Raw genomic sequence first — 26704 nt, 5'->3', positions numbered from 1 at the left:
GATGAGGCCAGCATTTGAATTCCCGCGACGCGATCTGATGATTCCGTCAATCGAGATGGCTGGCAATGGCACGGGCCAGCGCGAAGGCCCGCTGCTCCAGGATCACCGGCGTTTCGCATACATAGGTCAGCGACTGCTGGCGTTCGGTAAAAATGCGCTGATCCCAGTCCAGCGCCTCTTCTTCGGCATCGATGGCATCGAAATCGGGTTTATCCGCCGCCTCCATCTTGGCCATATTCGCGCGGCGGTTTTCGATCCTTTCAGACAACTCGACCTGTTTTTGGCCATAGCGCGCGATACCCGCGATAAGCGCATTTCGATCCGGCTCAATCCGGTTGAAGATCGCCAGCATCAGCGCCGTAAGCCGGGCGGAATCGGCCTCCTTGGCGAATTCGGAGATCTCGGCCTCGGCCTCTTCCAATGGCAGGCGGCGCTGCTCCAGCCGGTCAGCCAGGGCAGCGATCTCCGGGTCGCGGGCCAGTTCCTCGGTTCTTTCATCCGGAACCGGGCCGGACCAGATCTGGCCTAGGGACAGATGAGGTTGCTTGCGCTGAATACAGGGCCAGGTCGGATCGGTGCCGCTTGCGGCCAATGCCGGACCCGCCCCCAAAACGGCGATCAGCATCAGGATATGTTTCATGCCACTCCCTTTCTGCGAGCCCAAAGACCCTTGGCCGGATCATACATGAACACCGCCGCTCCGAAGAACCCCGCCAAACAGCCTAGAACGACAGCCAGCGACAGCCAGTTTACCTGCTGGTAAAGCGCAAAGCGGACCAGTTCGACAGCATGGGTGAACGGATTGACAGCGCAGATATCGTGCAGAAGCGTGGAGCTTTCGCGCATCCGCCAGAGCGGATAGAGCGCGGTAGAGGCGAAAAACATCGGGAAAATGACGAAATTCATTACACCCGCGAAGTTCTCGAGCTGCCGGATGGCCGAGGACAGGAACAGCCCCATCGCGCCAAGCATCAGCCCCGACAGGATCAGGGCGGGCAGGACGGTCAGGTAGCCCAGTGCAGGCGGGCGCACCTCCCAGAACCACGCGATGGCAAGGAAGGTATAGACCTGTATGATCGATACGACGACGCCAGCAACCAGCTTGGCTCCCAGCAGGAACCAGCGTGGAAACGGGCTGACCAACAGCGTTCTCATTGCCCCGGTCTCGCGGTCATAGACCATCGACAGCGAGGACTGCATGCCGTTGAAAAGCTGGATCATCGCGCAAAGGCCGGGGGTCACGTAGACCTCGTATAGAACATAGGTCTGATAAGGTTCGGTGATCGACAGCCCCAGAACCGCGCGGAACCCGGCTGCGAAAATGAACAGCCAGACCAGCGGGCGCACCAATGCAGCCAGAAACCGGCCGCGCTGGTTGACGAAACGCAGCGTTTCACGAAGGGAGATACCAATGAAGGCCGTGACCCACGCACGGGGCGGAAAGGTGATATCGCTCATACCGCGACCCCTGTAAGGTCGAGAAAAGCTTGGGTAAGCCCCTGCCTGCCCGCGATATCCGCCGCGCTTCCCCGCCGCAGCACCTGCCCCTGGTGCAGGATCACCAGGTCGTCATCCGGTTGAATCTCATCCATTATATGGGTGGCCCAGAGCGCCGAAACCCCGTTCTCGGCAATCAGGCGGCGGGTCAATTCCAACACCTCCGCGCGCGATTTCACGTCCAGCCCCACGGTCGCCTCATCGAGAAGCAAGATATCCGGACGATGAATCAGGGCTCGGGCAATCTCCGCCCGGCGCTGCTGTCCGCCGGAAAGCGCCGAAACGCGGTCAGCCGACTTTCCGACCAGCCCGACCTGCGACAGCACCTCCTCGATCCGCCCGGCCGCATCCTGGCGGGATATTCCATGAAGACTTGCGTGATAGGCGAGATTCTGGCGCACGGTCAGATCGGCATCCATGGCGCGGCTTTGAAATACCACGCCCAATCTGGCCAGCGCCTGCATGGGCTCGCGGCGCAGATCGTAACCTGCCACGCGGATACTGCCGGTGCTGTTGTTGTAAAGACGGGTAATCAGCGAAAACAGCGTGGTCTTCCCCGCTCCGTTCACCCCCAGAAGTGCCGTGAACCCGCCGCGCGGGACGATCAGCGACACCTCCTTCAGCGCCTGAAAGCGTCCGAACCGATGGTTGACCTGATCTATCTCCAGCGCGGCTGTCACGATATCTATTGGATGTTGAACACGGCTTGCTGAGTTTCACCCGAAGAACCGGGGACCGACAAGGTGTAACGACCCGGAACGACGGCGATGAAACTCATGCTGGCGGTGCCGGCATCATCGAATTCGAGACTGTGAACACCCATGGGCCGAATCTCGATATCATTGATGACGATCTCGTTGATCCAGACCGCCCGAAAAAAATCGCCCCCGGACAGCGCAAGCTCCTGACTGCCGTCGGCATTGATGTCGATACGGTAATAACCACCAGATTTCAGTGTATATTCGCCGCCCGCGACGGGCTGGCCAGAGGCCAGCGTCAGCGGCGCCAGATCGGTCCGGTTGTCTCGCGCCAGCACACCCGCGAATCCGTAGTCATACTTGCCCGCAGCTTCATAGACGCCTTCACCGCCACCGGCTTCCTCTTCTTCCTCATCGTCATCCTCTTCGGCCGCGGGAGCCTCGGTTTCCGCGGCTTCGGACTTGGCCGCATCGTCGGTGGCGGTCTCTTGCGCGGCAGCGGGCACGGTCATACCGGCCATAAGCATCAGGATCGTCAGCAAACGAATCATCTCTTTCCTCCTCGAATTCTGTAAATCGGCACTTATTCAGGCGCCACAACGACACCCCAGGGCTGTTGGCCCACGGGCACTGATTTCACCACTTCGGCGGCCTCGACATCGATCACAGAGACATCGTTCGAATTGCCGTTCGTGGTGAACAGGTATTTCTCATCCGGCGTGAAGGCCATCTGCCAGACGCGTTGCCCGACCAGAAGATAATCGAGCACCTCATCCGTCTCGCCATCGATGACGGCAACGCGATTCGCAGGGCCGAGAGCCACGAAGACCCTTTTTCCATCCGATGTTACGCGCACCCCGACGGGCTGGATCGCCTCGGGCAGGACACCGGGGATCTCGAAGTTGATCTTGTGAACGATCTCCTGCGTCGCGGGATCGATCACGCTGACGGTCCCACCGATCTCGGAACTGACGTAAAGTTTGCTGCCATCATGGTTGTATTCGGCAAAGCGCGGACGCGAATCGACCAGCACATTGGCAAAGATCTCGAAGGTCTCGCTATCGATGAAATGCGCCATATTGGTGGTTTCAGAGGTGTTGATGACCACCTTGCCATCAGGACTGACACCCATGCCCTCGGGTTCCACGCCCACGGGGATCTCGGCCAGCACCTGATGGGTCTCGGTATCCACCACTGTGACCAGGTTGTCGTCCTCGTTGGCGATATAAAGTGGATTTCCCGAAGGATGCAGCACGAACAGTTCCGGGTCCGGCCCGGATGGCAGCGTGTGCAGCTCCTCCATGGTTTCGGGATCGAACACCCGCACCAGATCGTCATCCGAGGCGCAGACATACAGCTCTTTCCCATCGGGACTGATGGTGATGCCGCGTGGACGGTTGCCAACCGGATAGGTGCCGATCACCTCCAGCGTCTCGCTGTCCAGAACGGTGACGTCATTGCCTTTTTCATTACTGACGAAGACGCGATTGGCCAGAACGGGCGTGGCGGCAAGGCACAGGGCGATGGTCAGGATATGTTTCATGGCACCTCTCAGAATTTACACTCGGTTTCGGGACGGTCTATCCCCAGGGTGTCAAGCTGGCTGACCTGATGCAGATATTGCTCCTGCGGACTGACCGACGCCATCAGCAACCCCGTGGTCAGCAGGATGGGCTGGCGAAGCTGATGATCCCAGTCACGCATCGTCAGTTTCTGCCCCTTGAAGCCCGCCACCTCGAAATTTTCGGACAGCATGAATTCCTTAAGGGTCTCAGGATCGGCGGATTGGCTGCGCGTTGCCGCTTCACCGATCATGCGCAGCGCCAGCCATGTCTGGTAATCCTCCTCTCGCATCGGGCGGTTGGCCAGATCCTCAAAGCGGTTCTGGAACTGACTGGCGCCCCAGGCTTCCATCGCCGGATGCCATGTGCGCGGCACCAGGCCCGCCGAACCGGTCACCGGGCGGGGATCCCAGGTCTGGTAAGGCAGGTAAGCGGCGAAAATACCCGCCTCGTCAGCGGCAACGACCACGTCATGGTCGGGTGCGCTTTGGGTAAAGACCGGCATCTGCTTTTGCACCTGCACATGGCCGGAATCGGTTCGGCGGGCACCGCCGGTATCCTCATAGAGACGCTCTTCCACGATCTTCGCGCCGAATTTCGTGGCGGACCGCTTCAGGGCATTGGCGAAAACTGTATCCTCGGGATGGCTTCCCTCGATCAGAAACCAGCGGGACCACTTCTTCCACATCAGGAACTGCGCCAAACCATCGGCAAGCATGGCATGGCTGGGTGCGACATGAATAGTGTTCGCCCGGCAATCCTTGCCGCGCAGATTGTCACCCCGGGCACCGGCATTGAACAGCATCGCGTGATCACCCGCCTGATCGGCAAGCGCCAGCATGGTCGCGTCGTCGGCCAGAACCACGATGAACTCGACTTCCTCGCCGATCAGGCGCTCCAGTTCATCCGCGGCGGTCTCCGGCGTTGCGAGAACCTCTTCGGCCTCGAAATCCTGCCCCATGAAGCGGCCAGTCGTATCGTTATCCTCGATTGCGAGGCGCGCACCGGCAAAGCCCAGATCCTCCTCCGGCAGTTCAAGCCGGGAGATCGGCGGCAGCCCGGGCCTGTCCACCCGCAAAACGGCGGCACGGATCAGCGTGGGCTCCGGCTGTTCCTGCGCGGGCGCCGGACCGGCGATCAACCAGATACCAGCCAAAAGTACTATGATTCTCTTGAACATTTCTTTCCTCTCCCAAGCCATATGTTGAGTGTCATGACGCTTCGCGGCAACCCGGTTTATCTTCCCGGTCCGGGCGGGAAGATTTGCCTACAGCTTTCGTCTGATAGACGCGGCAAAGCCGCACGGGGCATGTTTGCTTCATCAAGACGCCCATTCGAAACACGGGTTTTTCCGGGAGGAACAGAAAATATGAAGTTGAAACTGTTTGCCGCCGCCCTCGCCGCGGTTCTGGCGTTCGCGGGGCTGGCAAATGCGCATGGTCCATCGCGGCAAAAAACCCAGATGAGCGTGACGCTGGATGCCAGCCCCGACGAAGTCTGGGAGGTGATCGGACATTTCGACGACATGAGCTGGCATCCCGCCGTCGCCTCGACCGAAATGACGCCCGAGGGTGCGCCCGCCGATGTTCCTGATGAATCCACGCGCGTGCTGCATCTGAAGGCCGATGAAGGCGACCCGACAATTACCGAACAGTTGATCGGGCTGGATCCCGAAAAGCGCATGTACAAATACATGATCACCGATGTTGCGGTGGAGGTTCTGCCGGTGACGAATTACTCCTCGACGCTGCAGGTCAAGGACAAGGACGGCAAGGCCGAGGTGATCTGGAAAGCGGGTTTCTATCGTGGTTTTCCGAACAACAACCCTCCGGCCGAGCTGAATGACGAGGCAGCGATCGCGGCGGTCGAGGGTATTTACCAAGCCGGCATCGGCGCATTGGCCGAAAGATTTGGCAAGGTCGAGTAGATCCCATCGGCGGTGCAGCGCCACCCCGCGTTGCGCCCGCGCGGCGGATGCACTAGCAAACCGTTCTTGAGAGACAATCGTTGGGAATTTGGCTTTGGCATCCGCATATTGCGCGCGCACAAAACGTGCACAATCAGTACCTGGGCATCAAGCACCGGGATGTTTGTTGCAGCGGGTCTGCTTGGGCCATATCCGAAACCGTGCCAACAGGATAGGTTGGAACTACCCGCGTTTCCTCTTCTTTGTGCAAATACATTCCATTGTCTCTGGCTGGTGCGGTGTTGCTTCGGGCGAGGATCGGCGAGGCAAGGTGCCTTCGGCTGCCGCAAAGGACAACTTGTCGATATCGTGGATGCGAAAGGCTCTCTTTCTTCTGCTGGCCCCGTTTTTGCAGCTCACCCCCGCTGTTGCTGCGGATCTCGCCTTCATCACCTCGCAAAACGGCAACGCCGTTTCCATTCTCGATCTGCACAGCCATGAAATCATCGCCCAGACACCTCTGGACGGCGCTCCAGCCCCGGTCGCCTATGATCCGCGCTCCCGGCGCGCCTATGTCATTTCCGCCGATACCGGACGGCTCAGCGTGCTGGACGAGCAGGCCCGCATCATAAACCGCAAGGAGTTGGGCGAAGGTGCCTTTGGCATAGCGGTCGCACCAAATGGCGGAGTATTCGTCACCGACTGGTTCAACGGAAAACTGATGCGCCTCGACGGCGAACTCAATCAGGCCTGGATTGCCGAAACAGGGGCTGCTCCGGCCGGAGTCGCTGTCAGCAACGACGGCCTGCTGGTCGCCACCGCCGATCGCGACGATAATCAGGTCAGCATTTTCGACAGCGGGACAGGTCGCCTGATCCGCAGGATCGAAACTGCGGGCAAGCATCCTTTTGCCGTAAAGTTCCATGATGGGCGGTTATGGACTGCCGATGTGATGAGCGATGTCGTATCGGTCATCGATCCGATCGGTGGACAGCTTGTCGGCGAGGTCAAAACGGGCAGCCATCCCTATGGTATCGCCTTCACCGAAGGGCGCGGCTTCGTCACCAATCAGTATGACAGCACCTTGACCGTATTCGATATCAAAAGCCTTAAGGTTATCGGCGAAGTAAAGGTCGGAGACTATCCAGAGGGTATAGCCACTTTACCGGAAGGCGGTGGTGTCGTGGTCGCCAACTGGGATTCCGATACGGTTACCTTGGTCAATGCGCAAACTCTCGAAATCATTGCCGAAGTCGAAATGCCGGCGGGTCCCCGCGCTTTTGGGCAGTTCACCGGGCGGCAGGTTCAGCCCTGATCAGGTCGGGGCCCATCGCTGCCAGCCATTCATCCGTGCCGCCCGGAAACCAGATGACCCGGCTGTAGCCGAGTGATACGGCCCGTTTCGCCGCGTTCCAGCTCATCCAGCAATCGGCGCGGCAGAAGATGACGACCGGAACAGCCTTGTCACCGCCGGTTGCCTGCTCCAGTCCCTTTGTCAGCCGGGCCTCCTCGGCAGGTGACAGGTTCTGATATCCCGTGTCCCATAGCCAGATCGCGCCGGGGATCGTGTCGTGTCCTGGTTCGCGCCAGATAACATCCTCGGGCAGATTGGCGGGTTTTCGGGTGCGGGGCAGAACGTCGATAAAAGCGGTCCCTTTCGCATGCAGCTCGATCGCTCGCTCGGCGTCGATTACCTCTGCCCCAGCGAGTGTTCCGGGAACCGGGGCCTTGTAGGGCTCTCCCCGGTAATCCGCCGGCTCGGGCACCTCGGCCAGAAGCGGGGTGGCCACGAGAATCAATGCGGCCACCCAGTGGATCATTGCAAAAGTTCCTTGCCATAATCGTCCACAAGAGGCACGCCCGCCTCATGCAGAATTTTGTTGATCTCGTCCTGGTGGCGACGGATCAGGCTGTTGAGTTCGCGTTTCCATTCCTGTTCGTCCGGACGCACACCCATGGTGATGCGATAGAACATCTTGGGACCGGAGGTTTCCTTAAGAAGCGGTGTGAATTGCAATGCAGGATCGTCCTTGATCCTTGGTCCGACCAGAGGCCCCCAAAGCACGGCGGCATGCAAGGTGCCGTCACGCACCCCTTCCAGCAACTCCCCGACCGGATCCTTGACGCGACGATCCACGAACAGATCCGCTCCTTTCATGTCCTTGGCCAGTCCGGCCCGCGCCATGATCGTGGCCGGAGGTGTCCCCGCCACCACCCCGATCGGATGATCCTTCAACGCTGGATCGGTCAGTTGATCGACCGAAGCGAGATCACCATCCTTGCGGGTCACGATCCCATAGACAGAGGTGTAATAATGATTGGTGTTCTGCACCAGTTCATCACCCTGCGCATAGCCCATCACCACGTCACAGGTTCCCGCACGCAGCGTCTTGGTAATGAACCCCATGCCAGAAGGAAACCAGCTGTAGGTCACCGGCTTGTCCATGAGTTGACCGAACAGCTTCGCCAGCCGGTTTTCAAAGCCGGAACCATCCTTGACCGACATTGGCACATTCGCGGGATCCGCGCAGACGCGAAATTCCGTAGTCGAGCGCAGATCGGCCACCTGCGAGGTGGCCGATCCGGTTACGCACAACCAGATGATAACAGCGGATAAGACAGCGTGCCGCATGCTACATCGACATGCAGGAATCTTCCTGCGCAAGGAATTCATCCGACTTTTCCGCCTTCTTCGCAGGGCGTCCACGCGGAATGGAATCGGTTCCGCGCGCAAGCAGATAGACATAAATGTCGTCGATATAGCACCAGACATTCTTGTTGGTACCAAAGGCGGGCATGACCTGGTTTGCCGAATTGCTGACTTCCTGCTTGCCGGACGCGGCTATTTCCTGGAAATCGTAGTAATCCATACGCAGCACCGAATTCTTGAGCGCCGGCGCATAGGTCGAGCCCTCGCCGTCCGGGCCGTGGCAGACATGGCATTCCGCATGATAACGGCGGAAACCCGAGAAAGTGGCGTAATCGACCGTGCCATCCTCCTCTATCTTGAAAGTCGGGATCCCCTCTTCGTTGTACCAGCGGCCGTCCATCATCTCGGATGGTGTAATGTCCATGCCATTGGGCAGCGTCGTCTCGCCCTCGGCCAGTTCCACCGGCTCATCGCTGGTTTCGGCTGCGGCGGCTCCTTCCTCCGCAGCGGGGGCATCCGCAGTTTCGGCCGCTTCCGCGCCTGTATCGGCCGGGGCCTCGGTCGTTTCCTTGCCTTGCGCCATGGCCATGCTGGACAGGGACGCGCCAAGAACCAGCGCCGTGAGGCTGATGATGGCTTTCATTGCTGTCTTCCTCCACATTTCAATGTCTGCTCTCCTCAGACAGAACCGCCCCAGTCTATCGCTGGGGCGGCCCTTTCACAGATCACTTTTGCTCAATCGGAACGAAAGTATTAGCCTTCATTCGATTATTCAGTGGCTGCCTCCTCCGCAGGAGCTTCTTCTGCTGGCGCTTCTTCGGCAGACGCTTCTTCGGTCGCCGCACCTTCCGGAGCGTCGCCCGGCAGTTCGAACACTGTCAGCTGACCGCCAAGCTCGGTATAGTCGCTGAGCGAGGCATAACCTCCCACGGCGCCCAGACCGTCATTCGGGTTTGTAAGACCAGCCGCCAGACCGATCCCGGCCCAACCGCCGACACCTGACAACACGGCGATATATTGCTTGTCGTTATGCGTGTAGGTCGTGACGTTGCCGATGATGCCCGATGGGGTCTTGAACTTGTAAAGTTCCTCGCCCGTCTCGGCATCGACCGCCTTCAGGTAACCCTCGAGCGTACCGTAGAAAACCACTCCGCCAGCGGTTGCCAGAGCACCCGACCAGACCGAGAACTGCTCGGGCAGGGACCACTTGATCTCGCCGTTGATGTTATCCCAGGCAATGAAGTTACCCATACCGCCATGGCTCTCGGGCGCGGGATACATCGACAGCGTTGCACCGACATAGGGTTGACCGGCGGTGTAGGCCACACGGAACGGCTCGTAATCCATGCAAACGTGGTTGGTCGGCACATAGAACAACCCGGTATCCGGTGAATAGGCTGCCGGCTGCTGGTCCTTGGTGCCAAGCGCCGCCGGGCAAACGCCGGTGGTGTTGGTGTCCTCGCCGTTCTGCTCGGTCGAGTATTCGGCAACCACGGCGGGACGGCCGTAGTTCTCGGATTCCGGATCCATGTCAACGCCGGTCGTCCAGTTCACCACCGGGTCGTATTTCTCGGCCACCAGCAACTCGCCGGTTTCACGGTCGAGGGTATAAGCCAGACCGTTCCGGTCGAAATGGGTCAGAAGCTTGCGCATCTCGCCATCGACTTCCTGATCGGTCAGGATCATCTCGTTCACGCCGTCGAAATCCCATTCGTCATGCGGCGTCATCTGGTAGAACCACTTGGCCATGCCGGTATCGGCATCGCGGGCCATGATGGTCATCGACCATTTGTTGTCGCCCGGACGCTGCGAAGGGTTCCAGGTCGAAGGGTTGCCGGTGCCGTAATAGACCAGGTTCAGTTCGGGATCATAGGCATACCATCCCCAGGTCGTGCCGCCGCCGATCTTCCACTGATCGCCTTCCCAGCTGCTGATCGAACTGTCCGCACCGATGGGTTTGCCCAGATGCGTGGTCTTTTCGGGGTCGACCAGCATTTCCTCGTCCGGGCCGGTCGAATAGGCCTTCCAGACTTCGGAGCCGTCTGCGAGGCTATAGGCAGTCACCCGGCCGCGCACACCGTATTCACCGCCCGACACGCCGACGATGACCTTGTCACCCACGGGCATCACAGTTGCGGTATTCGTTTCGCCGATCGAGGGATCGCCTGTCTTGACCTTCCACTTTTCCTCGCCGGTCTTGGCGTCCAGCGCGACCAGCGTGGTGTCGGCCTGGTGATGCAGGATCAGGCCGTCGGCATAGGCCACGCCCCGGCTTACGGTGTCGCAGCACATTACCGCGATGACTTCGGGATCCTGCTGAGGCTGGTATTTCCACAGGATCTTTCCGTTATCGTTCAGGTCCAGCGCATAGACGTTGTTCGGGAAAGGAGTGTGGACATACATGATATTGTCGATGATCAGCGGGCCGCCCTCATGGCCACGCAGCACGCCGGTCGAGAAGGTCCAGGCGACGCGCAAATCTCCGACATTGTCCTTGTTGATCTGGTCCAGTTCGGAATACCGGGTATTGGCATAATCCCCGGTCTGGATCGCCCATTGGCCGGTTTTTTCCATCTCGGCAATGACGCTGTCATTCGCATAGGCTGCTGCGCCCGAAAGCAGCAGCGCGACCGCAGCGCTGTTTAACAGTTTCTTCATGGATGTGTTCCTCCGCTTGTGGATCATCCGCTGCGGTCAAGTCCTCCTCCGCAGCTCGTCCAGAAGTCAGTTTTGGACGCACACCCGCCTGCGTCAATCTGCCGCCCTGCCAATTGCCCCTAAAGTCTGATGGCTATTTAGCAGAATGGCCGGGAATGATCGGCAATCATATAAGTTACTTCAGTTTTTACCAGAATTCTGCATGGACTATTTCCACGCCCGGCCAGTATCCGGGTCTTCTTTCATGCGAATACCTCCGGGTCACCGAGTGATCCGCCGCTGGTTGGAGAACCGGCCAGCGGCGGGCAAAGCCCAGGTTATCGCGGAATGTAACCCGGCGGTTTCCACCGAGATCAAGGCCGGTCAGGACGCATTCCGCGGAACAAAGCCTTCAGACCAGCCGCTCGGCGTGCCACATGACATGGTCAGCCATAAAGCTCTGGACAAAGAAATAACTGTGATCGTAGCCGGGTTGCATGCGAAACTGACCGGGCTGACGCCGGGCCATCATCGCATGGGCCAGCGATTCGGGCTTGAGCAGATCAAGGAACTGATCGCTGCTACCCTGATCGATCAGGATCTCGCCGGGAAAACCCCTTTCCGTCATCAGGATGGTCGAATCATGCGCGCGCCACGCCGCACGGTCATCTCCCAGATAGGCAGTCAATTGTTTCTTCCCCCAATCCGACTCGGTCGGGTTGGCGATCGGAGCAAAAGCCGAGACGGACTTGTAGCGCTCGGAATGAGTCATGGCGATGGTCAGCGCACCATGACCGCCCATGGAATGACCGGTGATGCCCATCGCATCGCGGTCGATGGCAAAATTATCGCTGAGCAGCTCGGGAAGTTCATGCACGACATAATGCCACATCTGGAAATGCGGCTTCCATGGATCCTGCGTGGCATTCACGTAAAAGCCCGCGCCCTTGCCCAGATCATAGGCCTCGTCATCCGCCACATCGTCGCCACGGGGCGAGGTGTCTGGAAAGACAATGGCAATGCCCGCTTCTGCACACCATTCCTGCGCCGCTGCCTTGGTCATGGCGTTCTCATGAGTGCAGGTCAGGCCCGACAGATACCACAGCACCGGCACCCGGCCATGTTGCGCCTCTTCCGGCAGGAACAGGCCGAAGGTCATATCGGTTCCGGTAGCCTGCGATTTATGACGGTAAACACCCTGCGTGCCACCAAAACTGCGGTTCTCGGATACGGTCTCAAGGCTCATAAGGTTCTCCCTTCAGTTCGTGGAACATGACCAGCGCATCCACCGGTCCCTGCTGCGGGTGAAGAAACGCGCCCGGCAGGCGGCCTACAATCTCGAATCCGACTTTCTGCCACAAATGGACGGCATCGGCATTGGTGGAAACCACGAAATTGAACTGCATGGCACGGAAACCCTGCTCTGTTGCCCATGTCTTGGCATGCTCGGCCAAGGCCCGGGCGACACCCCTGCCGCGCGCCCGTGGATGCGTGGCAAAAGAGGCATTGGCGACATGCGCTCCACCTCCGGGCCGATTCGCGCCGATATGGCTGGTGCCAAGAATGTCGCCATCGATCTCCGCCACGAAGGCGGTAAAGGGCCGCGCGAACCAATCGATCAGCGCTTCCTCGCGACTGATGTCGCGCGGAATGCAATAGGTCTCTCCCGCGCGATAGACCGGTTCCAGGATCGCCCAGATGGCGTCGCGATCGGCATCATGCGCGGGGCGGATTGCAACCTCCCCGCGCGGACTCATTTCAGTTCATCCACGCTGCGGATGACCTTGCCCAGCAGTCCGTATTCAAGCGCCTCCTGCGTGTTCAGCCAGAAATCGCGCTTGGTGTCCTGCTCGATCCGCTCTGCCGTCTGGCCCGTCGCCTCGGCAAAGATCTCGTTCAGGCGCTGACGCATCTGACGGATCTGCTCGGCCTGGATCATCATGTCGGAAGAGGTGCCGCCGATACCGCCTGAAGGCTGATGCAACAGGAAGCGAGTGTTGGGAAGGCAAAAACGGTTATCCTTCTGCGCACCGACGAAGATCAGCGCCCCGGCGCTTGCCACCCAACCAGAGCCGATGGTGCGCACTGTGGGGCGGATGAACTTGATGACATCATGGATCATATCACCCGATTCGACATGCCCGCCGGGAGAACTGATCAACATGTTTATCGGATCGTCGCCATCCTCGGCCAGCGCCAGCAGATGCGCGACGGTGCGCTGCGCCAGCCTGTCGGTGATCGTGCCCGCGACGATCACGGTGCGCGACTTGAAATACAGCTTGCCGATATTGTCGCCTTCGGGAAGGCCAAGCCCCTCCTTGTCGTCCTTTTGCGGTTGGTCCTCTTCCTGATCGTCGTCGTCATCGTCCAGCCATTGGTGCCGCATGGGACTGCTCTCCTTCATTCGCATGGCAACGGCGGGACCGGTGGCCCCGCCGTTCCATTACCTAAGCAGCCGTGAAGGATCAGTAAAGCACGACCGAACGAATCGACTCGCCGTGATGCATCAGGTCGAAGCCCTTGTTGATGTCATCAAGCGGCATGGTGTGGGTGATCATCGGGTCGATCTCGATCTTGCCATCCATGTACCAGTCTACGATTTTCGGCACATCGGTGCGGCCGCGCGCGCCGCCAAAGGCGGTGCCTTTCCAGACCCGGCCGGTGACAAGCTGGAACGGTCGGGTGCTGATCTCGGCACCCGCAGGTGCCACACCAATGATGACCGACTGGCCCCAACCGCGATGGGTGCATTCCAGCGCATCGCGCATCACCTTGACATTGCCGGTGGCATCAAAGCTGTAATCCGCGCCGCCGATCTGGTCGAAGGGCGTCTTGGTCAGCTCGACAATTTCCTGCACGGTATTCTCGACATTCTTGGGGTTGACGAAATGAGTCATGCCGAAACGCTCGGCCATCTCCTTCTTGTCGTCGTTCAGATCGACGCCGATGATCATGTCCGCCCCGGCCAGACGAAGGCCCTGGATAACGTTCAGGCCGATACCGCCCAGCCCGAAGACCACGGCCTTGGCGCCGATCTCGACCTTGGCGGTATTGATCACCGCGCCGATCCCGGTGGTCACGCCGCAGCCGATATAGCAAATCTTGTCGAAAGGCGCGTCCTCGCGAACCTTGGCGACGGCGATTTCGGGCAGCACCGTGTAGTTCGAGAAGGTCGAGCAGCCCATGTAATGATGGATCGGAGTGCCGTCGGGCAGGCTGAAACGGGACGTTCCGTCGGGCATCAACCCCTGTCCTTGGGTCGCGCGGATCCGGGTGCAGAGATTGGTCTTGCCCGACAGGCAGGACGCGCATTCACGGCATTCCGGGGTATAGAGCGGGATCACGTGATCGCCGGGTTTCACGGAGGTCACGCCGGGACCAACCTCGACCACGATACCGGCGCCCTCATGGCCCAGGATCGAGGGAAACAACCCCTCGGGATCGGCGCCCGAGCGGGTGAATTCGTCGGTATGGCAGATGCCGGTCGCCTTGATCTCGACCATGACCTCGCCTTCCTTCGGGCCTTCGAGATTGACCTCCATCACTTCCAGCGGTTTGCCGGCCTCGAGGGCGACGGCTGCACGAGTTTTCATCGCAAGTCTCCTATCAATCTCAACAGCTTCATGTCATGACCGAGAGGGCCGGCTCTTGCGGCCCTCTCGCGTTTCGCTTTCAGCCGGCCGGGCTGCCGTCAAGCGGGCAGCGCGCCGGATTTTTTTGCCACATGGGTCGCGATCGCGTCCATAAGGGGTGGCGACAATGCGTCATAGGGTTCCAGCCCAAGCTCGCGCAGACGCGACCGGATCGCGTCCATCTCCGACGGATCGACGCCTGATTCGATAATCGAACTGACGAAGGCGGCAAATTCCGGTGCTGACCAGCCGTCCTCGGAGGACAGCTCGGTATGCACGAAGTCGAGACCGTAGAATGGATGATCCTTGTTCTCGATCCGGCCATACATGTGCACGCCGCAATCCCTGCAGCGATAGCGCTGGATCGGCGCATCGGCATTGACGATCTCCAGTTTATCGCCGTTTTCCAGCACCTCGACCGCATCGCGCGAGACAACAGCGATCTGGCTGAAAACAGCGCCGTCCGGCTTCCAGCACTTGGTGCAGCCGCAGACATGGTTATGCGCGGTCTGAGCGCCCACCCTGACCCTGACCGGATTGCTGGCGCAGTGACAACTGAGCGTACCACCGGAAAAGTTCGGGTTTCCTGATTTGACGCCGTTATCGACGGCAGGATGAATCTTCACCCCTGCTGTGTTTGCCATGGTCCCCTCCTCCGATGACCGAATACCTTCCCAACCGTCGCGCGGACGGGAAGAATCGGCAAGTCAGCGGAAGGTTGTAGCATCGCGGTGACGGGAAGCTGCAAGATCGCCGCCGATCAGGCCGGGCGAGAGTCAGGCGGATCCCCTTGCTTCACTGATATCCGCCTCAGTTTGCGGGGGTCGAGGAAACGCCCACCTTGGCAGGGCGGAGCAGGCGATCATGCAGGCGGAAGCCGTTATCCATGACCTGGATGATCTCTCCAGCCTTTGTTCCGGGAACAGCGGCCTCGAACATCGCCTCATGCCAGGTCGGATCGAATCTGTCGCCCGGTTCGGGTGTGATAACGGTGATTCCGTGCTTGCCGAACACATTCGACAACTCGCGCAAGGTCAGTTCCACACCCTCGATCAGAGCCTTGGCGGCCGCCCGCTGCTCTTCCCCGACAGCGTTCAGGGCCCGGGTCAGCGCGTCATGCACGGGCAGAAGGTCTCGGGCCAGGCGCGAGCCGCCATATTGTTCGGCATCGCGACGATCCTTGTCGGCACGTTTGCGAGAGTTTTCCGCATCGGCAAGCGCGCGCATGAACTTATCGCGGAATTCATCCCGTTCGGCTGTGAGGCGCGCAATCTCTTCGGCCTGATCCTCGATTTCGGTCAGCGAATCCTCGACGACATCTTCGATCGGTTGCTCGTTCTGCTCGTTCATTCCTACTTTCATCCTTTCCGGCCGGACAGCACACGCCCGACCAGCTGCGCGGTATAATCGACGATCGGCACGATGCGGCCATAATTCAACCGGGTCGGTCCGATCACGCCAACCGCGCCTACAATCTTTCGGTCGGCATTCATATAGGGTGAAACCACCAGAGCGGAACCCGAAAGTGAAAAAAGCTTGTTTTCGGAGCCGATGAAAATACGCACACCATCACCCTGCTCGGCCAGTTCGAGGAATTCGACGATGTCGCGCTTGCGTTCGAGATCGTCGAACAGAACCCGGATACGATCGAGATCGGCGGCTTCACTGTCCAGAAGGTTAGCCCTGCCCCGCACGATCAGCCGCGGATCCGTGGCTTCGGTATCCCAGAGCGCCAGGCCGGACTGCACCAACTCGGCAGCGAGGATGTCCAGTTCACGGCGTCTTTCGGCAAGTTGGCGGGTCATGTGACTGCGCAATTCCGCAAGGGTCTTGCCCTCCGCCATCGCGTTAAGAAAGTTTCCCGCTTCGCGCATTGAGGACGGGGTCTGTCCCTCCGGCGGGATGAAGATGCGATTTTCGACATGCCCATCGGCAAAAACCAGCACCACGAGAGCACGGTCCGGGGCGAGGCTGACGAATTCGATATGGCGAATCGGCGCCTCGTGCTTGGGCATCAGAACCAGCGAGGCACCATGCGTGATCGAGCTGAGCGCGGTGCTGACCCGGTCCAGCATTGCACCCGTATCCGAGTCGTCGTTACCGAGTGTGCGGTCCATCATGGCCTGATCGTCGGGATCGACGGCATCGACCTCCATCATGCCATCAACAAAAAGCCGCAAACCCATATGCGACGGCAAGCGCCCCGCCGAGACATGCGGACTGTCCAGCAGGCCCATGAATTCAAGATCCTGCATGACATTGCGAACGGTAGCCGCACTCAGCTTTTCGGACATCGCCCGCGTTAAAGTGCGCGAACCCACGGGCTCCCCGGTTTCAAGATAGGTTTCGACCACCCGGCGAAAGACTTCGCGGGAGCGTTCGTTCAGTTCTGATAGCAGCGTTTCCTGACTCATGACCTTCACGGGCTTGCGTGACCGGGGCGCGGGGCGGTATTGGGCAGCCTGATCATCAAGGAAAGGATAACCCATGCGCCCTTCTGGCCGGAACTTAAGCCAAATGCGCCCGATTTCAATCGAAACCGGGGTGATGCGGCACGCCGAAGGGTCGTGCCTGATCCGTTGCGGTAATACACATGTGCTGTGTAGCGCCTCGATCGAGGATAACCCGCCGCGTTTTCTTAAGGGTACGGGGCTTGGCTGGGTGACAGCGGAATACGGGATGCTGCCGCGCGCCACCAATACGCGCAACCGGCGAGAGGCAACGCAGGGCAAACAATCGGGCCGCACGCAGGAGATTCAGCGGCTTATCGGGCGCAGCCTGCGGGCCGGGGTGGATCGGGTGGCGCTTGGAGAACGGCAGATCACGATAGACTGCGATGTTATCCAGGCGGATGGCGGCACCCGTTGCGCCTCGATTACCGGGGGCTGGGTAGCGCTGCGGCTGGCAGTGAACAAGCTTCTGGAAGCCGGGACTCTTACGAGGGATCCGATCGTGGATCACGTGGCGGCGGTAAGTTGCGGAATTTATGCCGGTCAATTGGTGGTTGATCTGGATTATGCCGAAGACAGCGAGGCGGGCACGGACGGGAACTTCGTCATGACGGGCACGGGTCGCCTTATCGAGGTGCAGATGTCAGCTGAAGGAGCGACCTTCTCGCGCGATGAGATGGCACAGCTCGTCGATCTTGCCGAGGCTGGTATAGCCGAACTGACGGCGGCGCAGAGAGCAGCGCTGAAATGAGGAGATTTGACGAAAAATATCTGTTGGTGGCGACGCATAATGCCGGCAAGCTGGGCGAGATGCGGGCTCTGCTGGCGCCCTATGGCGTCGAGGTCGTAGGCGCAGCGGAAAAAGGTCTTGGCGAGCCGGCCGAAACCGAGGACAGTTTTCTGGGCAACGCACGCATCAAGGCTCGCGCCGCCGTCGAGGCGACAGGCCTGCCGGTGCTTGCGGATGACAGCGGTATCAGCGTCGATGCGCTGGATGGTGCCCCCGGCGTCTATACAGCCGACTGGGCCGAGACCGGCAATGGCCGCGATTTCAGGTTGGCGATGGAGAAAACCTGGCAGGCCCTGGAGGAGCGGCAAGCTCCCAAGCCGCGCAATGCACAGTTTCGCTGCACGCTTGTGCTGATGTGGCCAGATGGACATGACGAGGTGTTCGAGGGGGTTCTGCCAGGACAAGTCATCTGGCCGCCTCGCGGCGTTGAGGGACATGGTTATGATCCGATCTTCATGCCCGATGGGTACAACCTGACGCTGGGAGAGATGCCGCCCGAGCTGAAGAATCGTCTCAGCCATCGGGCACTGGCGGTAAAGAAAATGATAAATGACTGTTTTCAATAGAAAATCCACTTCCTTGTCACTCATGGTCTGGATGCAGCCATGAGTGGAGCCGCCTTTGGTGAAGAAGAAGATTGGCGTGCGGGAGGGTTTGGTCTTTATGTTCACTGGCCATTCTGTGCCGCCAAATGTCCTTATTGCGATTTCAACAGCCATGTTGTTGCACATGTTGAACAATCGCGTTGGGCCAGAGCGCTATGCGCTGAAATCTCTCGGCTGTCCGAGGAACTGCCGGACCGGCTTCTAGGAAGTATTTTCTTTGGCGGTGGAACACCTTCATTAATGACTCCCGAGACTGTCGATGCCGTAATCCGTATGGCGAGAGCAAGCTGGAACTTTGCCAATGACATCGAGATCAGCTTGGAAGCAAACCCGACCAGCGTCGAGAAAGGCCGCTTTCGCGGTTACGCCGATGCGGGTGTCAATCGGTTATCGATGGGCATACAGGCATTGAACGACGATGATTTGCGGCGCTTGGGACGGCTGCATTCGGTAACTGAGGCCCGGACAGCTTTCGACGTCGCACGGGAGTGCTTTGATCGGGTCAGTTTCGACCTGATCTATGCGCGACAAGGCCAGACAGCCGAGGCATGGCGGGCAGAACTCCGGGAAGCCTTGTCAATGGCGGTGGATCACCTCTCGCTCTACCAACTGACTATCGAACCTGGGACAGCTTTCGGAGCGCGCGCCGCTGCGGGGAAATTGCATGATCTTCCCGATGACGACCTGTCTGCCGACATGTATCTGGAAACCAATGAGGTTTGCATGGCCGCCGGGATGCCGGGTTACGAGATTTCCAATCATGCCGCAGTAGGGTTTGAGAGCCGCCACAATCTGATCTATTGGCGGCAGGGAGATTGGGCTGCAGTGGGCCCCGGTGCACATGGGCGGATCACCCTGCCCCATGGCCGTATGGCAACCGAGGCTCATCGTGCTCCGGGTATCTGGCTCGATGCCGTAGAGCGTGATGGAACCGGAGAGCTACCGAGGACGTTGCTGCCGCCAGGGGAACAGGCGATGGAATACCTGCTGATGGCGATGCGGTTGCAAGAAGGTCTGGACGAGCAGCGATTTGCAAGACTTGCCGGGAAATCGCTTGATGCGGGGTCGGTGGCTCGACTGGAGGAATTGGGCATGATCGAAAGATCAGAGGGCCGGTTGCGGACTAGTTCGGCAGGGCGGCCGATCTTAAACGCTATTTTAAGGGAACTGGCCTAGTAGATGAGCATTATCTGGTATGTGATCGGTATAACAGCCCTAGCTCTAGCAGTAATCGGCATTGCTTTGCCGGTGATGCCGACTGTTCCTTTTCTTTTGGTCGCCGCTTGGGCTTTTGCCCGGTCTTCCCCTCGGTTACGGCAGAAAATCCTCGATCACGAAGTTTATGGTCCACATGTTCGAGCATGGCAGGAACGTGGTGCCGTTGGCAGGATTGCAAAGCTATGGGCAGTTGCTGCAATGGTCTTTGGTATTGCAGCTGCAATTTGGCTTGGTCTTCCAACGTGGCTGATCGTCATGCAGGTGACGATCTGTTCGATGATCGGCCTTTACGTGGTGACGCGACCGAACGCCTGATTCCCTTCGGATATCATCGCCCGGCACAGCTCTGCTCATGTGCCGGGCAAATTGATCTTACCTGTTCCCGCCCAGAATCTGACATAGCTTATCGAGTTGGTCGAGATCCTTATAGGTGACAGAGAGTTGACCACCGTCTACCCCAACATGCTTGATCGCTACTTTCATGCGCAGATGCGCGGAAAGATCCGCTTCAAGAGCACGGGTATCCGCGTCTTTCTCCTGCTTGCGAGATGCCCCCTTGCTGGTCTTTTCTGCGGTCTCCATTTGCTTGCGAACCAATTCCTCGGTTTCGCGCACGGAAAGACCTTTTTCTACTACTTTTCGCGCCAGTTGCACGGCATTCGGAGCCGTTATCAATGCACGCGCATGACCAGCACTAAGCTGCCCGCCTTTAACCAGTTCTTGCACCGCATCAGGCAGGTTTAGCAAGCGAAGGAGGTTCGCGATATGGCTACGGCTCTTGTTGAGCGCCTCGGCGAGCTTTTCCTGAGTGTGCCCGAAACGATCCATCAATTGACGGAACGATGTTGCCTCTTCGATAGCATTCAAATCCGCGCGCTGAATGTTTTCGATAATGGCAACTTCCAATACCTCCGCATCGGATAGATCCCGAATGATGACCGGAAGTTCATGAAGCTGAGCCATTTGTGCCGCGCGCCAGCGACGTTCGCCGGCGACAATCTGGTAAAGCCCTTGGTCCTTGGGATGTGGCCGCACGATCAAAGGCTGTAGAACACCACGGCTTTTGAGCGAATCGGCCAGCTCGCTTAACGCTTCAGGTTTGAACTGGCGGCGGGGCTGATCGGGATTCGCCGTGATTTGCTCAATGGGGATCATCGAGCGATCCGGGAGATCTGGTGTAGAGAGATCGACATCTGCCATCAACGCCGAAAGTCCGCGGCCAAGGCCTCGTTTTGCGGTTTTGCTGTCCGACATCATGCGGCCTCCAAATTGAGATTGAGACGAGCGGCGAATTCAACCGCAAATTGCCGATAGGCAGCGCTGCCTTTCGAATGCGGATCATATACAAGCACTGGCTTGGCGTGCGACGGTGCTTCAGACACGCGCACGTTACGCGGGATAACTGTTGGATAGATCAAATCGCCCAAGGTTGCACGCGCATCCGCTTCGACCTGCTGGGACAAATTGTTTCGATAATCGGACATTGTCAACAGCACACCGTTGACACGAAGTCCCGGATTGGCCGTCTGGCGGACCTGGCGAACCGAAGTCAAAAGCTGGGAAAGACCTTCCAATGCATAAAACTCCGCCTGGAGCGGAACAAGCACACTGTTGGCCGCAACCATGGCGTTGACGGTCAGCAAGCCGAGCGCCGGGGGACAATCGATGAGAATAATCTTGTTCGACTCCACCTTTTGAAGCTTGCTACGCAAAAGCCGGGTGCGATCAGCAGCATTTGACAATTCGACATCCGCCGATGCGAGATCCGGTGTCGCCGGAACAATCTGCAAATTCTCGATATTTGTGTCTTGCGCTACCGTTTCAAGCGAATCCGGGCCAACCAACAGATCATAGACCGTATGCGTGCGCTTATCTGCATCTATGCCCAAACCGGTGGACGCATTGCCCTGTGGGTCCAAGTCTATCAGAATTGTCTGATGGCCGCCAAAGGCCAACGCCGCGCCAAGATTAATTGCTGTGGTGGTTTTACCGACACCACCTTTCTGGTTTGCAATTGCCACGATGTGGTGGTCAGGCATCCGAAACCTCGCCTATCTTGAGGATGGCAGCACCGGGTTGAGTGCTGCTAGCTATTGATGTGAGATTGAATTTCCAGTATTTCCGGGCTTCATCCACTTCGGCCTGCCATTTCTCGCCCTTCATCAGCCATGCCTGCCCGTCTTTTGCCATGTGTCGATCAAGATATGGCATAAGGCGTGGTAGCGGGGCAAGCGCTCGGGCACTTATGTGAGCAGCATTCAGCGGATTAATAGCTTCAATTCGATCGTTCTGAACATTGACATTATGCAAGTCTAGGGAGCGAGCCACGGATCGTAGGAATGCGGCCTTTCTCTGATCGCTTTCCACAAGCATGAAACGGACCGGCCGTGAAGCAAAGAATATCGCAAGAACAATTCCCGGCAGCCCGCCTCCACTGCCGAGATCGGCCCAAATCCCGCATTCAGGATCGGCATATCTGGAGATTTGCAGGCAATCGTCTATATGGCGGGCTCTCAGTTGCGAAATCGTTGAAGGAGCCACAAGGTTAATTTTCTTGTTCCAGCGAACCAATAGCTCCTGATACTCGTTCAGCAAATCTTTTGTTTCACGTGAAACATCGCCAATCATGCGAGTTTCCGCTCCATGGTCCGGGCAGTCGCAATCAGTAATGTAAGTGCTGCAGGCGTCATTCCTTCAATCTTTGCGGCAGCGGCCAGAGTCGCCGGACGGCTCTGCGACAGCTTGGCGCGTAGCTCAGAAGAAAGCCCAGCTATCCGCTGATAGTCGAGATTTTTGGGTAATGTAACAGCTTCGTCTGTCCTCAATGCCTCAGCATCGCGTTTCTGGCGATCGATATATCGGTGATATAGCGAATCGTTGGCCAACTGTTGGATTGTGTCTGGTTCCAAGCCTTCAAGCCAAGACGCCAGCTCATAGAGCTTAGATTTGGGTATATCCGCCATGCCAAGCAACGAAAACACCGACCGTTGTTGTCCATCTAAACGGACCGCTATTCCAGCCCGCTGCAGCTCCGTTGGAGAGTGGTGCTGCTCCTCTGCTCTCTTTCGGGCTGCAGTATAGCGTTCCTGGCGATCCGTAAAAGCAGCGCTGCGCTCTTCTTTGATACAACCTATCGCCATGCCAATAGGTGTCATACGCTGGTCAGCATTATCCGCTCTCAATGTCAGGCGGAACTCCGCTCGCGATGTGAACATGCGATATGGCTCGGTCACCCCGCGAGTAACCAAATCATCAATCATTACACCTATATAACTGTCGGTTCTGCTGAACAAAACGGAGTCCCTGCCGTCCACAGCGAGAGCCGCGTTAACGCCCGCAACCAAGCCTTGCGCCGCTGCTTCTTCATAACCCGTTGTCCCGTTGATCTGTCCAGCGAGGTATAGGCCGTCGACGTTTTTTACGCGTAAGCTGGGTTCAAGGCTGCGTGGGTCTACATAATCATATTCGACAGCATAGCCAGGTTGTATGATCTCAGCGTTTTCCAAACCGCGGATGGATCGGACATAGGCCAACTGTATATCTGCTGGTAGTGATGTAGAAATCCCGTTCGGATAAACGGTATGATCGGTTAAGCCCTCCGGTTCGAGAAATATCTGATGCGATTGCTTGTCCGAAAATCGCACAACTTTATCTTCTATCGAAGGGCAGTAACGTGGGCCGTTACCCGAGATCCGACCGCCATACATGGCCGAACGATTCAAATTACCGCGAATAATGTCATGCGTTTGGGCATTGGTATGCGTAATGAAGCAAGATACCTGCCGAAGAACGGGCGCGTCGCTTAGATACGAGAACATGACCGGATCATCATCGCCCGGTTGCTCCTGTAACATTTCCCAGTTGATCGATCTTCCATCGATCCGAGGGGGTGTACCGGTTTTTAGCCGTCCCAATGGTAAATCAAAGCGCCTGAGCGATTCTGCCAAGCTGTTAGAGGCATCGCCTTCCCAACGGCCAGCTGGGCGGTTGACATCACCAATATGGATTACTCCATTCAGAAACGTCCCGGTCGTAAGTATGACTGCGGATGCATGAATTTGCCCACCCTCAGCCAGCTTTACACCGGAAACATGTCTGGCATCCCCGAGAAGGCCAAGAACTTTGTCGAAAACCATGTCCAGCCCAGGTGTGGTGGCTAGTTCCCGATAGGCTACATATCTGTATGTAGCGCGATCCATTTGGGCACGTGGCCCTTGGACGGCCGGGCCCTTACGTCGGTTCAAAAGGCGAAACTGTATGCCAGCCTTGTCGGCAAATCTTCCCATCAGGCCATCAAGTGCATCGATTTCGCGCACCAAATGCCCTTTGCCAAGCCCTCCAATCGCCGGATTGCAAGAAAGTGTGCCGATGTCCTCCTTGCGCATCGTTACCAAAGCCGTTGCTGCACCCATGCGGGCTGCAGCAGCAGCAGCTTCCATGCCAGCGTGACCTCCGCCGATGACAAGCACATCGTAATGTTTCACGTGAAACATCCTCACTTTCCGATACAATATGAAGTAAAGATTACGTCCAGATACTCTTCCGCACCGATTCTGCCAAGCAATCTATCCAGGGAAGCCGCAGTTTGCCTGATCATCTCTGCCAAAAGTTCAGGGGGAAGCTCCTTTATATCCTTCAGAGATTCCCTTGCCTCTCTTAGCGCTTTCACCTGTCGCTCATGACTGACCACGCCCGCTCCGGCTACGCGCGATGACAGTCGCTCGTGGAGTTCGGAAAGAAGCCTGTCTATTCCATCACCGGTGAGCGAAGATACAGATAACTCACTTGCGCTTTTATGGGCCAAATCAGCTTTGGTCACAACGCGGATATCGCCATCCCGCCATAGATCTGGTTCTGTCTCCCCTGTCTCTGACAGATGAAGCCGTAAATCTGCGGCCAAAGCCCTCTGCCTGGCGCGATCAACACCCATTTGTTCGATCTCATCGGCAGAAACGCGTAAACCAGCCGTATCTAACAATGTCACGGCCAAACCATTCAGGTCGAGGCGAATCTCGATGACATCGCGCGTTGTTCCGGCAATGTTGGAAACCAGCGCCACATCTCTGCGTGCTATCCGATTGATCAAACTCGACTTGCCCGCGTTCGGCGGCCCGATTACGGCAATTTCGAATCCTTTTCGCAGGGACTCTGCCGCAGGGAACCCGCCTATCTCGTCATCTAGATAGCTGCGAAGCCGAGCTAAAATGGAAAACACTTCGTCAGGAACATCATCCGGCACCTCTTCATCGGCAAAGTCGACACTGGCTTCAATAAGAGCACCGGCTCGAATCAGAAGTTCCCGCCAAGTCTCCGCTTTTCGCCCCAGCTCTCCGCTGGCAGCTCGGATTGCCAACTGTCGTTGCGCTTCCGTTTCCGCCTCAAGTAAATCGCCAAGACCTTCAACCTCGGCCAGATCCATCCGCCCGGACTGAAATGCCCGGCGCGTGAACTCTCCCGCAACAGCTTGTCTCGCGCCACGTTTTTCCAGGGCTTTCGCTACGCGCTTTATGACAACAGGAGCACCATGCAAATGAAGCTCTGCGGTTTCTTCTCCAGTGAAACTCCGGCCATCTTCGAACCAGACCACCAGTGCCTGATCCAATGCCTCTCCATCATCCTGGATGGAACGCAGATATCCGTGGCGTGCACTCGGCAGGTTTCCTGCCAGATCCTCCACCACCGCTCGTGCACCATGCCCGCTCAATCTAATGACCGAAACGCCCCCCCGCCCAGGCGGGGTGGCTTCAGCGAAAATGAGATCCATAGTAGCCTCTTCAGGCGTTCATCGAATCGAAAAATTCGGAATTCGTCTTGGTCTGCTTGAGTTTCGAAATCAGGAACTCGATAGCATCTGTCGTGCCCATCGGATTGAGAATCCGACGCAGAAGATAGGTTTTCTGCAAATCACGCGCCTCAACAAGAAGTTCCTCTTTCCGAGTGCCCGACTTCAGAATGTCCATTGCGGGGAATACGCGCTTGTCGGCCACTTTCCGATCAAGAACAATCTCGCTGTTACCGGTGCCTTTGAATTCTTCAAAGATGACCTCATCCATGCGCGACCCAGTATCGATCAACGCAGTAGCAATGATAGTCAAAGATCCACCTTCTTCAATGTTGCGCGCGGCACCAAAGAATCGCTTTGGTCTCTGCAATGCGTTAGCGTCCACGCCACCTGTCAGCACCTTACCCGAGCTTGGCACGGTAGTATTATACGCTCTACCAAGTCTTGTGATTGAATCCAGAAGAATTACAACATCTCGCTTATGCTCGACAAGACGCTTAGCTTTTTCAATAACCATTTCACTTACAGCAACATGCCGGCTGGCAGGTTCATCGAAGGTCGAAGAAATCACTTCACCGCGAACACTACGCTGCATATCCGTGACTTCCTCGGGACGCTCATCAATCAGCAAAACGATCAGGTAGCATTCCGGATGATTGCGCTCGATGGAATGCGCAATGTTTTGCAGCAGCACCGTCTTACCCGTCCGCGGAGGTGCCACGATCAACGATCGCTGACCCTTCCCGATCGGCGCAACCAGATCGATGATCCGGGCGCTCCTATCCTTGATGGTTGGATCCTCGATCTCCATATTCAGCCGCTGATTGGGATACAGTGGCGTCAGGTTGTCAAAAGCAACCTTGTGTCGGGCCTTCTCCGGATCCTCGAAATTGATCCGCTCGACCTTTGTCAGGGCAAAATAACGCTCGTTCTCACCCGGTGCACGGATTACACCCTCGACCGTGTCACCAGTGCGCAGGGAAAACTGGCGGATCATATCCGGGCTGACATAGATGTCGTCAGGTCCGGGAAGATAGTTAGCCTCGGTCGAACGCAAGAATCCGAAACCGTCCTGCACGACCTCAAGAACACCCTCACCGCCGATATCCCAGCCCTCTTCGGCATGCTCCTTGAGGATCGAGAACATCATCTCGCCCTTTCGCATGGTCGAGGCGTTTTCGATCTCCCATTCCTCCGCCATCGACAGCAGATCGGCGGGACTCTTGGCTTTAAGTTCGGACAGATTGAGACGCTCTTCGCTCATTTTATGACCTCGT

Annotated in this window: 29 protein-coding genes; 6 read left to right on the top strand and 23 right to left on the bottom strand. The window is 57.9% G+C overall.

What is annotated here, in order from left to right; translation table 11 throughout:
- Positions 1-46: 46 nt before the first annotated feature.
- The 6 genes from C9E81_RS10130 to C9E81_RS10105 are packed head-to-tail and all read right to left on the bottom strand — an operon-like array spanning position 47 to position 4937.
- Entirely contained in the window at positions 47-640 is a 594-nt protein-coding gene (locus C9E81_RS10130; protein ID WP_122112198.1) for a hypothetical protein, read from the bottom strand.
- Complete coding sequence (locus C9E81_RS10125) at positions 637-1458, bottom strand: ABC transporter permease (protein ID WP_122112197.1); 822 nt, start codon at positions 1456-1458, stop codon at positions 637-639. The genes C9E81_RS10130 and C9E81_RS10125 overlap by 4 nt, the downstream gene beginning before the upstream one ends.
- Positions 1455-2177: an ABC transporter ATP-binding protein gene (locus tag C9E81_RS10120; protein ID WP_208021148.1), complete on the bottom strand. Its 723-nt coding sequence runs from the start codon at positions 2175-2177 to the stop codon at positions 1455-1457. The genes C9E81_RS10125 and C9E81_RS10120 overlap by 4 nt, the downstream gene beginning before the upstream one ends.
- Before the next feature lie 5 nt (positions 2178-2182).
- The gene (locus C9E81_RS10115) at positions 2183-2746 is read right to left on the bottom strand and encodes a cupredoxin domain-containing protein (RefSeq protein WP_122112195.1); all 564 of its coding nucleotides are present in this window, start codon (positions 2744-2746) and stop codon (positions 2183-2185) included.
- Between the two features lie 32 nt (positions 2747-2778).
- Positions 2779-3738: a YVTN family beta-propeller repeat protein gene (locus C9E81_RS10110; protein ID WP_166461871.1), complete on the bottom strand. Its 960-nt coding sequence runs from the start codon at positions 3736-3738 to the stop codon at positions 2779-2781.
- A gap of 8 nt (positions 3739-3746) precedes the next feature.
- On the bottom strand, positions 3747-4937 hold the full coding sequence (locus C9E81_RS10105) for an ABC transporter substrate-binding protein (protein WP_122112193.1): 1191 nt from the start codon (positions 4935-4937) through the stop codon (positions 3747-3749).
- Positions 4938-5126: 189 nt separating this feature from the next.
- On the opposite strand from C9E81_RS10105, the gene C9E81_RS10100 reads away from it, so the two are divergent.
- Together C9E81_RS10100 and C9E81_RS10095 are read left to right on the top strand one after the other, a co-directional pair.
- Positions 5127-5684, top strand: a complete 558-nt coding sequence (locus C9E81_RS10100; RefSeq protein ID WP_122112192.1) for an SRPBCC family protein — start codon at positions 5127-5129, stop codon at positions 5682-5684.
- Positions 5685-5778: 94 nt separating this feature from the next.
- Positions 5779-6978: a YncE family protein gene (locus C9E81_RS10095; RefSeq protein ID WP_147457584.1), complete on the top strand. Its 1200-nt coding sequence runs from the start codon at positions 5779-5781 to the stop codon at positions 6976-6978.
- Here the strand turns inward: C9E81_RS10095 and C9E81_RS10090 are convergent.
- The 11 genes from C9E81_RS10090 to hrcA form a co-directional block, all read right to left on the bottom strand.
- Positions 6953-7483: a PQQ-dependent catabolism-associated CXXCW motif protein gene (locus C9E81_RS10090; protein ID WP_122112190.1), complete on the bottom strand. Its 531-nt coding sequence runs from the start codon at positions 7481-7483 to the stop codon at positions 6953-6955. The genes C9E81_RS10095 and C9E81_RS10090 overlap by 26 nt on opposite strands.
- Complete coding sequence (locus C9E81_RS10085) at positions 7480-8295, bottom strand: substrate-binding domain-containing protein (protein ID WP_122112189.1); 816 nt, start codon at positions 8293-8295, stop codon at positions 7480-7482. Before C9E81_RS10085 ends, C9E81_RS10090 begins: the two co-directional genes overlap by 4 nt.
- Before the next feature lies 1 nt (position 8296).
- Positions 8297-8956: a c-type cytochrome, methanol metabolism-related gene (locus C9E81_RS10080; protein WP_243698596.1), complete on the bottom strand. Its 660-nt coding sequence runs from the start codon at positions 8954-8956 to the stop codon at positions 8297-8299.
- 125 nt (positions 8957-9081) lie between these two features.
- A complete protein-coding gene (locus C9E81_RS10075) occupies positions 9082-10971 on the bottom strand; it encodes a methanol/ethanol family PQQ-dependent dehydrogenase (RefSeq protein ID WP_122112187.1) in 1890 nt (629 codons plus the stop codon).
- Positions 10972-11362: 391 nt separating this feature from the next.
- Entirely contained in the window at positions 11363-12196 is an 834-nt protein-coding gene (fghA, locus tag C9E81_RS10070) for an S-formylglutathione hydrolase (RefSeq protein WP_122112186.1), read from the bottom strand.
- A complete protein-coding gene (locus tag C9E81_RS10065; RefSeq protein WP_122112185.1) occupies positions 12186-12707 on the bottom strand; it encodes a GNAT family N-acetyltransferase in 522 nt (173 codons plus the stop codon). The genes fghA and C9E81_RS10065 overlap by 11 nt, the downstream gene beginning before the upstream one ends.
- Positions 12704-13336, bottom strand: a complete 633-nt coding sequence (locus C9E81_RS10060; protein ID WP_122112184.1) for an ATP-dependent Clp protease proteolytic subunit — start codon at positions 13334-13336, stop codon at positions 12704-12706. Before C9E81_RS10060 ends, C9E81_RS10065 begins: the two co-directional genes overlap by 4 nt.
- A 79-nt stretch (positions 13337-13415) precedes the next feature.
- On the bottom strand, positions 13416-14543 hold the full coding sequence (locus C9E81_RS10055) for an S-(hydroxymethyl)glutathione dehydrogenase/class III alcohol dehydrogenase (protein ID WP_122112183.1): 1128 nt from the start codon (positions 14541-14543) through the stop codon (positions 13416-13418).
- A 98-nt stretch (positions 14544-14641) separates the two neighbouring features.
- Complete coding sequence (gfa, locus tag C9E81_RS10050) at positions 14642-15226, bottom strand: S-(hydroxymethyl)glutathione synthase (RefSeq protein ID WP_122112182.1); 585 nt, start codon at positions 15224-15226, stop codon at positions 14642-14644.
- Between the two features lie 166 nt (positions 15227-15392).
- Entirely contained in the window at positions 15393-15932 is a 540-nt protein-coding gene (locus tag C9E81_RS10045) for a nucleotide exchange factor GrpE (RefSeq protein WP_122112181.1), read from the bottom strand.
- 8 nt (positions 15933-15940) lie between these two features.
- Positions 15941-16996 (bottom strand): heat-inducible transcriptional repressor HrcA, encoded by a 1056-nt coding sequence (gene hrcA / locus C9E81_RS10040; RefSeq protein ID WP_122112418.1) that lies wholly within the window; start codon positions 16994-16996, stop codon positions 15941-15943.
- Between the two features lie 73 nt (positions 16997-17069).
- Between hrcA and rph the strand changes: the two genes are divergently transcribed.
- Genes rph through C9E81_RS10020 form a run of 4 tightly spaced genes read left to right on the top strand, consistent with a single transcriptional unit; the run spans position 17070 to position 19960 of the window.
- Positions 17070-17783 (top strand): ribonuclease PH, encoded by a 714-nt coding sequence (gene rph, locus C9E81_RS10035; protein ID WP_122112180.1) that lies wholly within the window; start codon positions 17070-17072, stop codon positions 17781-17783.
- The gene (gene rdgB, locus C9E81_RS10030; RefSeq protein WP_122112179.1) at positions 17780-18388 is read left to right on the top strand and encodes an RdgB/HAM1 family non-canonical purine NTP pyrophosphatase; all 609 of its coding nucleotides are present in this window, start codon (positions 17780-17782) and stop codon (positions 18386-18388) included. Before rph ends, rdgB begins: the two co-directional genes overlap by 4 nt.
- 39 nt (positions 18389-18427) lie before the next feature.
- Complete coding sequence (hemW, locus tag C9E81_RS10025) at positions 18428-19603, top strand: radical SAM family heme chaperone HemW (RefSeq protein ID WP_122112178.1); 1176 nt, start codon at positions 18428-18430, stop codon at positions 19601-19603.
- Positions 19604-19606: 3 nt separating this feature from the next.
- A complete protein-coding gene (locus C9E81_RS10020; RefSeq protein WP_122112177.1) occupies positions 19607-19960 on the top strand; it encodes a YbaN family protein in 354 nt (117 codons plus the stop codon).
- A gap of 57 nt (positions 19961-20017) precedes the next feature.
- Here the strand turns inward: C9E81_RS10020 and C9E81_RS10015 are convergent, their stop codons facing one another.
- Genes C9E81_RS10015 through rho form a run of 6 tightly spaced genes read right to left on the bottom strand, consistent with a single transcriptional unit; the run spans position 20018 to position 26691 of the window.
- Complete coding sequence (locus C9E81_RS10015; RefSeq protein ID WP_122112176.1) at positions 20018-20899, bottom strand: ParB/RepB/Spo0J family partition protein; 882 nt, start codon at positions 20897-20899, stop codon at positions 20018-20020.
- Complete coding sequence (locus C9E81_RS10010; protein WP_122112175.1) at positions 20899-21684, bottom strand: ParA family protein; 786 nt, start codon at positions 21682-21684, stop codon at positions 20899-20901. The genes C9E81_RS10015 and C9E81_RS10010 overlap by 1 nt, the downstream gene beginning before the upstream one ends.
- Positions 21677-22273, bottom strand: a complete 597-nt coding sequence (rsmG, locus tag C9E81_RS10005) for a 16S rRNA (guanine(527)-N(7))-methyltransferase RsmG (RefSeq protein ID WP_122112174.1) — start codon at positions 22271-22273, stop codon at positions 21677-21679. The genes C9E81_RS10010 and rsmG overlap by 8 nt, the downstream gene beginning before the upstream one ends.
- Positions 22270-24138, bottom strand: coding sequence for a tRNA uridine-5-carboxymethylaminomethyl(34) synthesis enzyme MnmG (mnmG, locus tag C9E81_RS10000; RefSeq protein WP_208021147.1), 1869 nt, complete (start codon positions 24136-24138; stop codon positions 22270-22272). The genes rsmG and mnmG overlap by 4 nt, the downstream gene beginning before the upstream one ends.
- 2 nt (positions 24139-24140) lie before the next feature.
- The gene (gene mnmE / locus C9E81_RS09995; protein WP_122112173.1) at positions 24141-25409 is read right to left on the bottom strand and encodes a tRNA uridine-5-carboxymethylaminomethyl(34) synthesis GTPase MnmE; all 1269 of its coding nucleotides are present in this window, start codon (positions 25407-25409) and stop codon (positions 24141-24143) included.
- A gap of 10 nt (positions 25410-25419) precedes the next feature.
- Complete coding sequence (gene rho / locus C9E81_RS09990) at positions 25420-26691, bottom strand: transcription termination factor Rho (RefSeq protein ID WP_122112172.1); 1272 nt, start codon at positions 26689-26691, stop codon at positions 25420-25422.
- Positions 26692-26704: the final 13 nt, after the last annotated feature.

This window comes from Paracoccus alkanivorans (assembly GCF_003697785.1).
Taxonomy (GTDB): Bacteria; Pseudomonadota; Alphaproteobacteria; order Rhodobacterales; family Rhodobacteraceae; genus Paracoccus; species Paracoccus alkanivorans.
The sequence above is the reverse complement of the archived record's forward strand: the minus strand, read 5'-3'. Positions and strand labels throughout refer to the sequence as shown.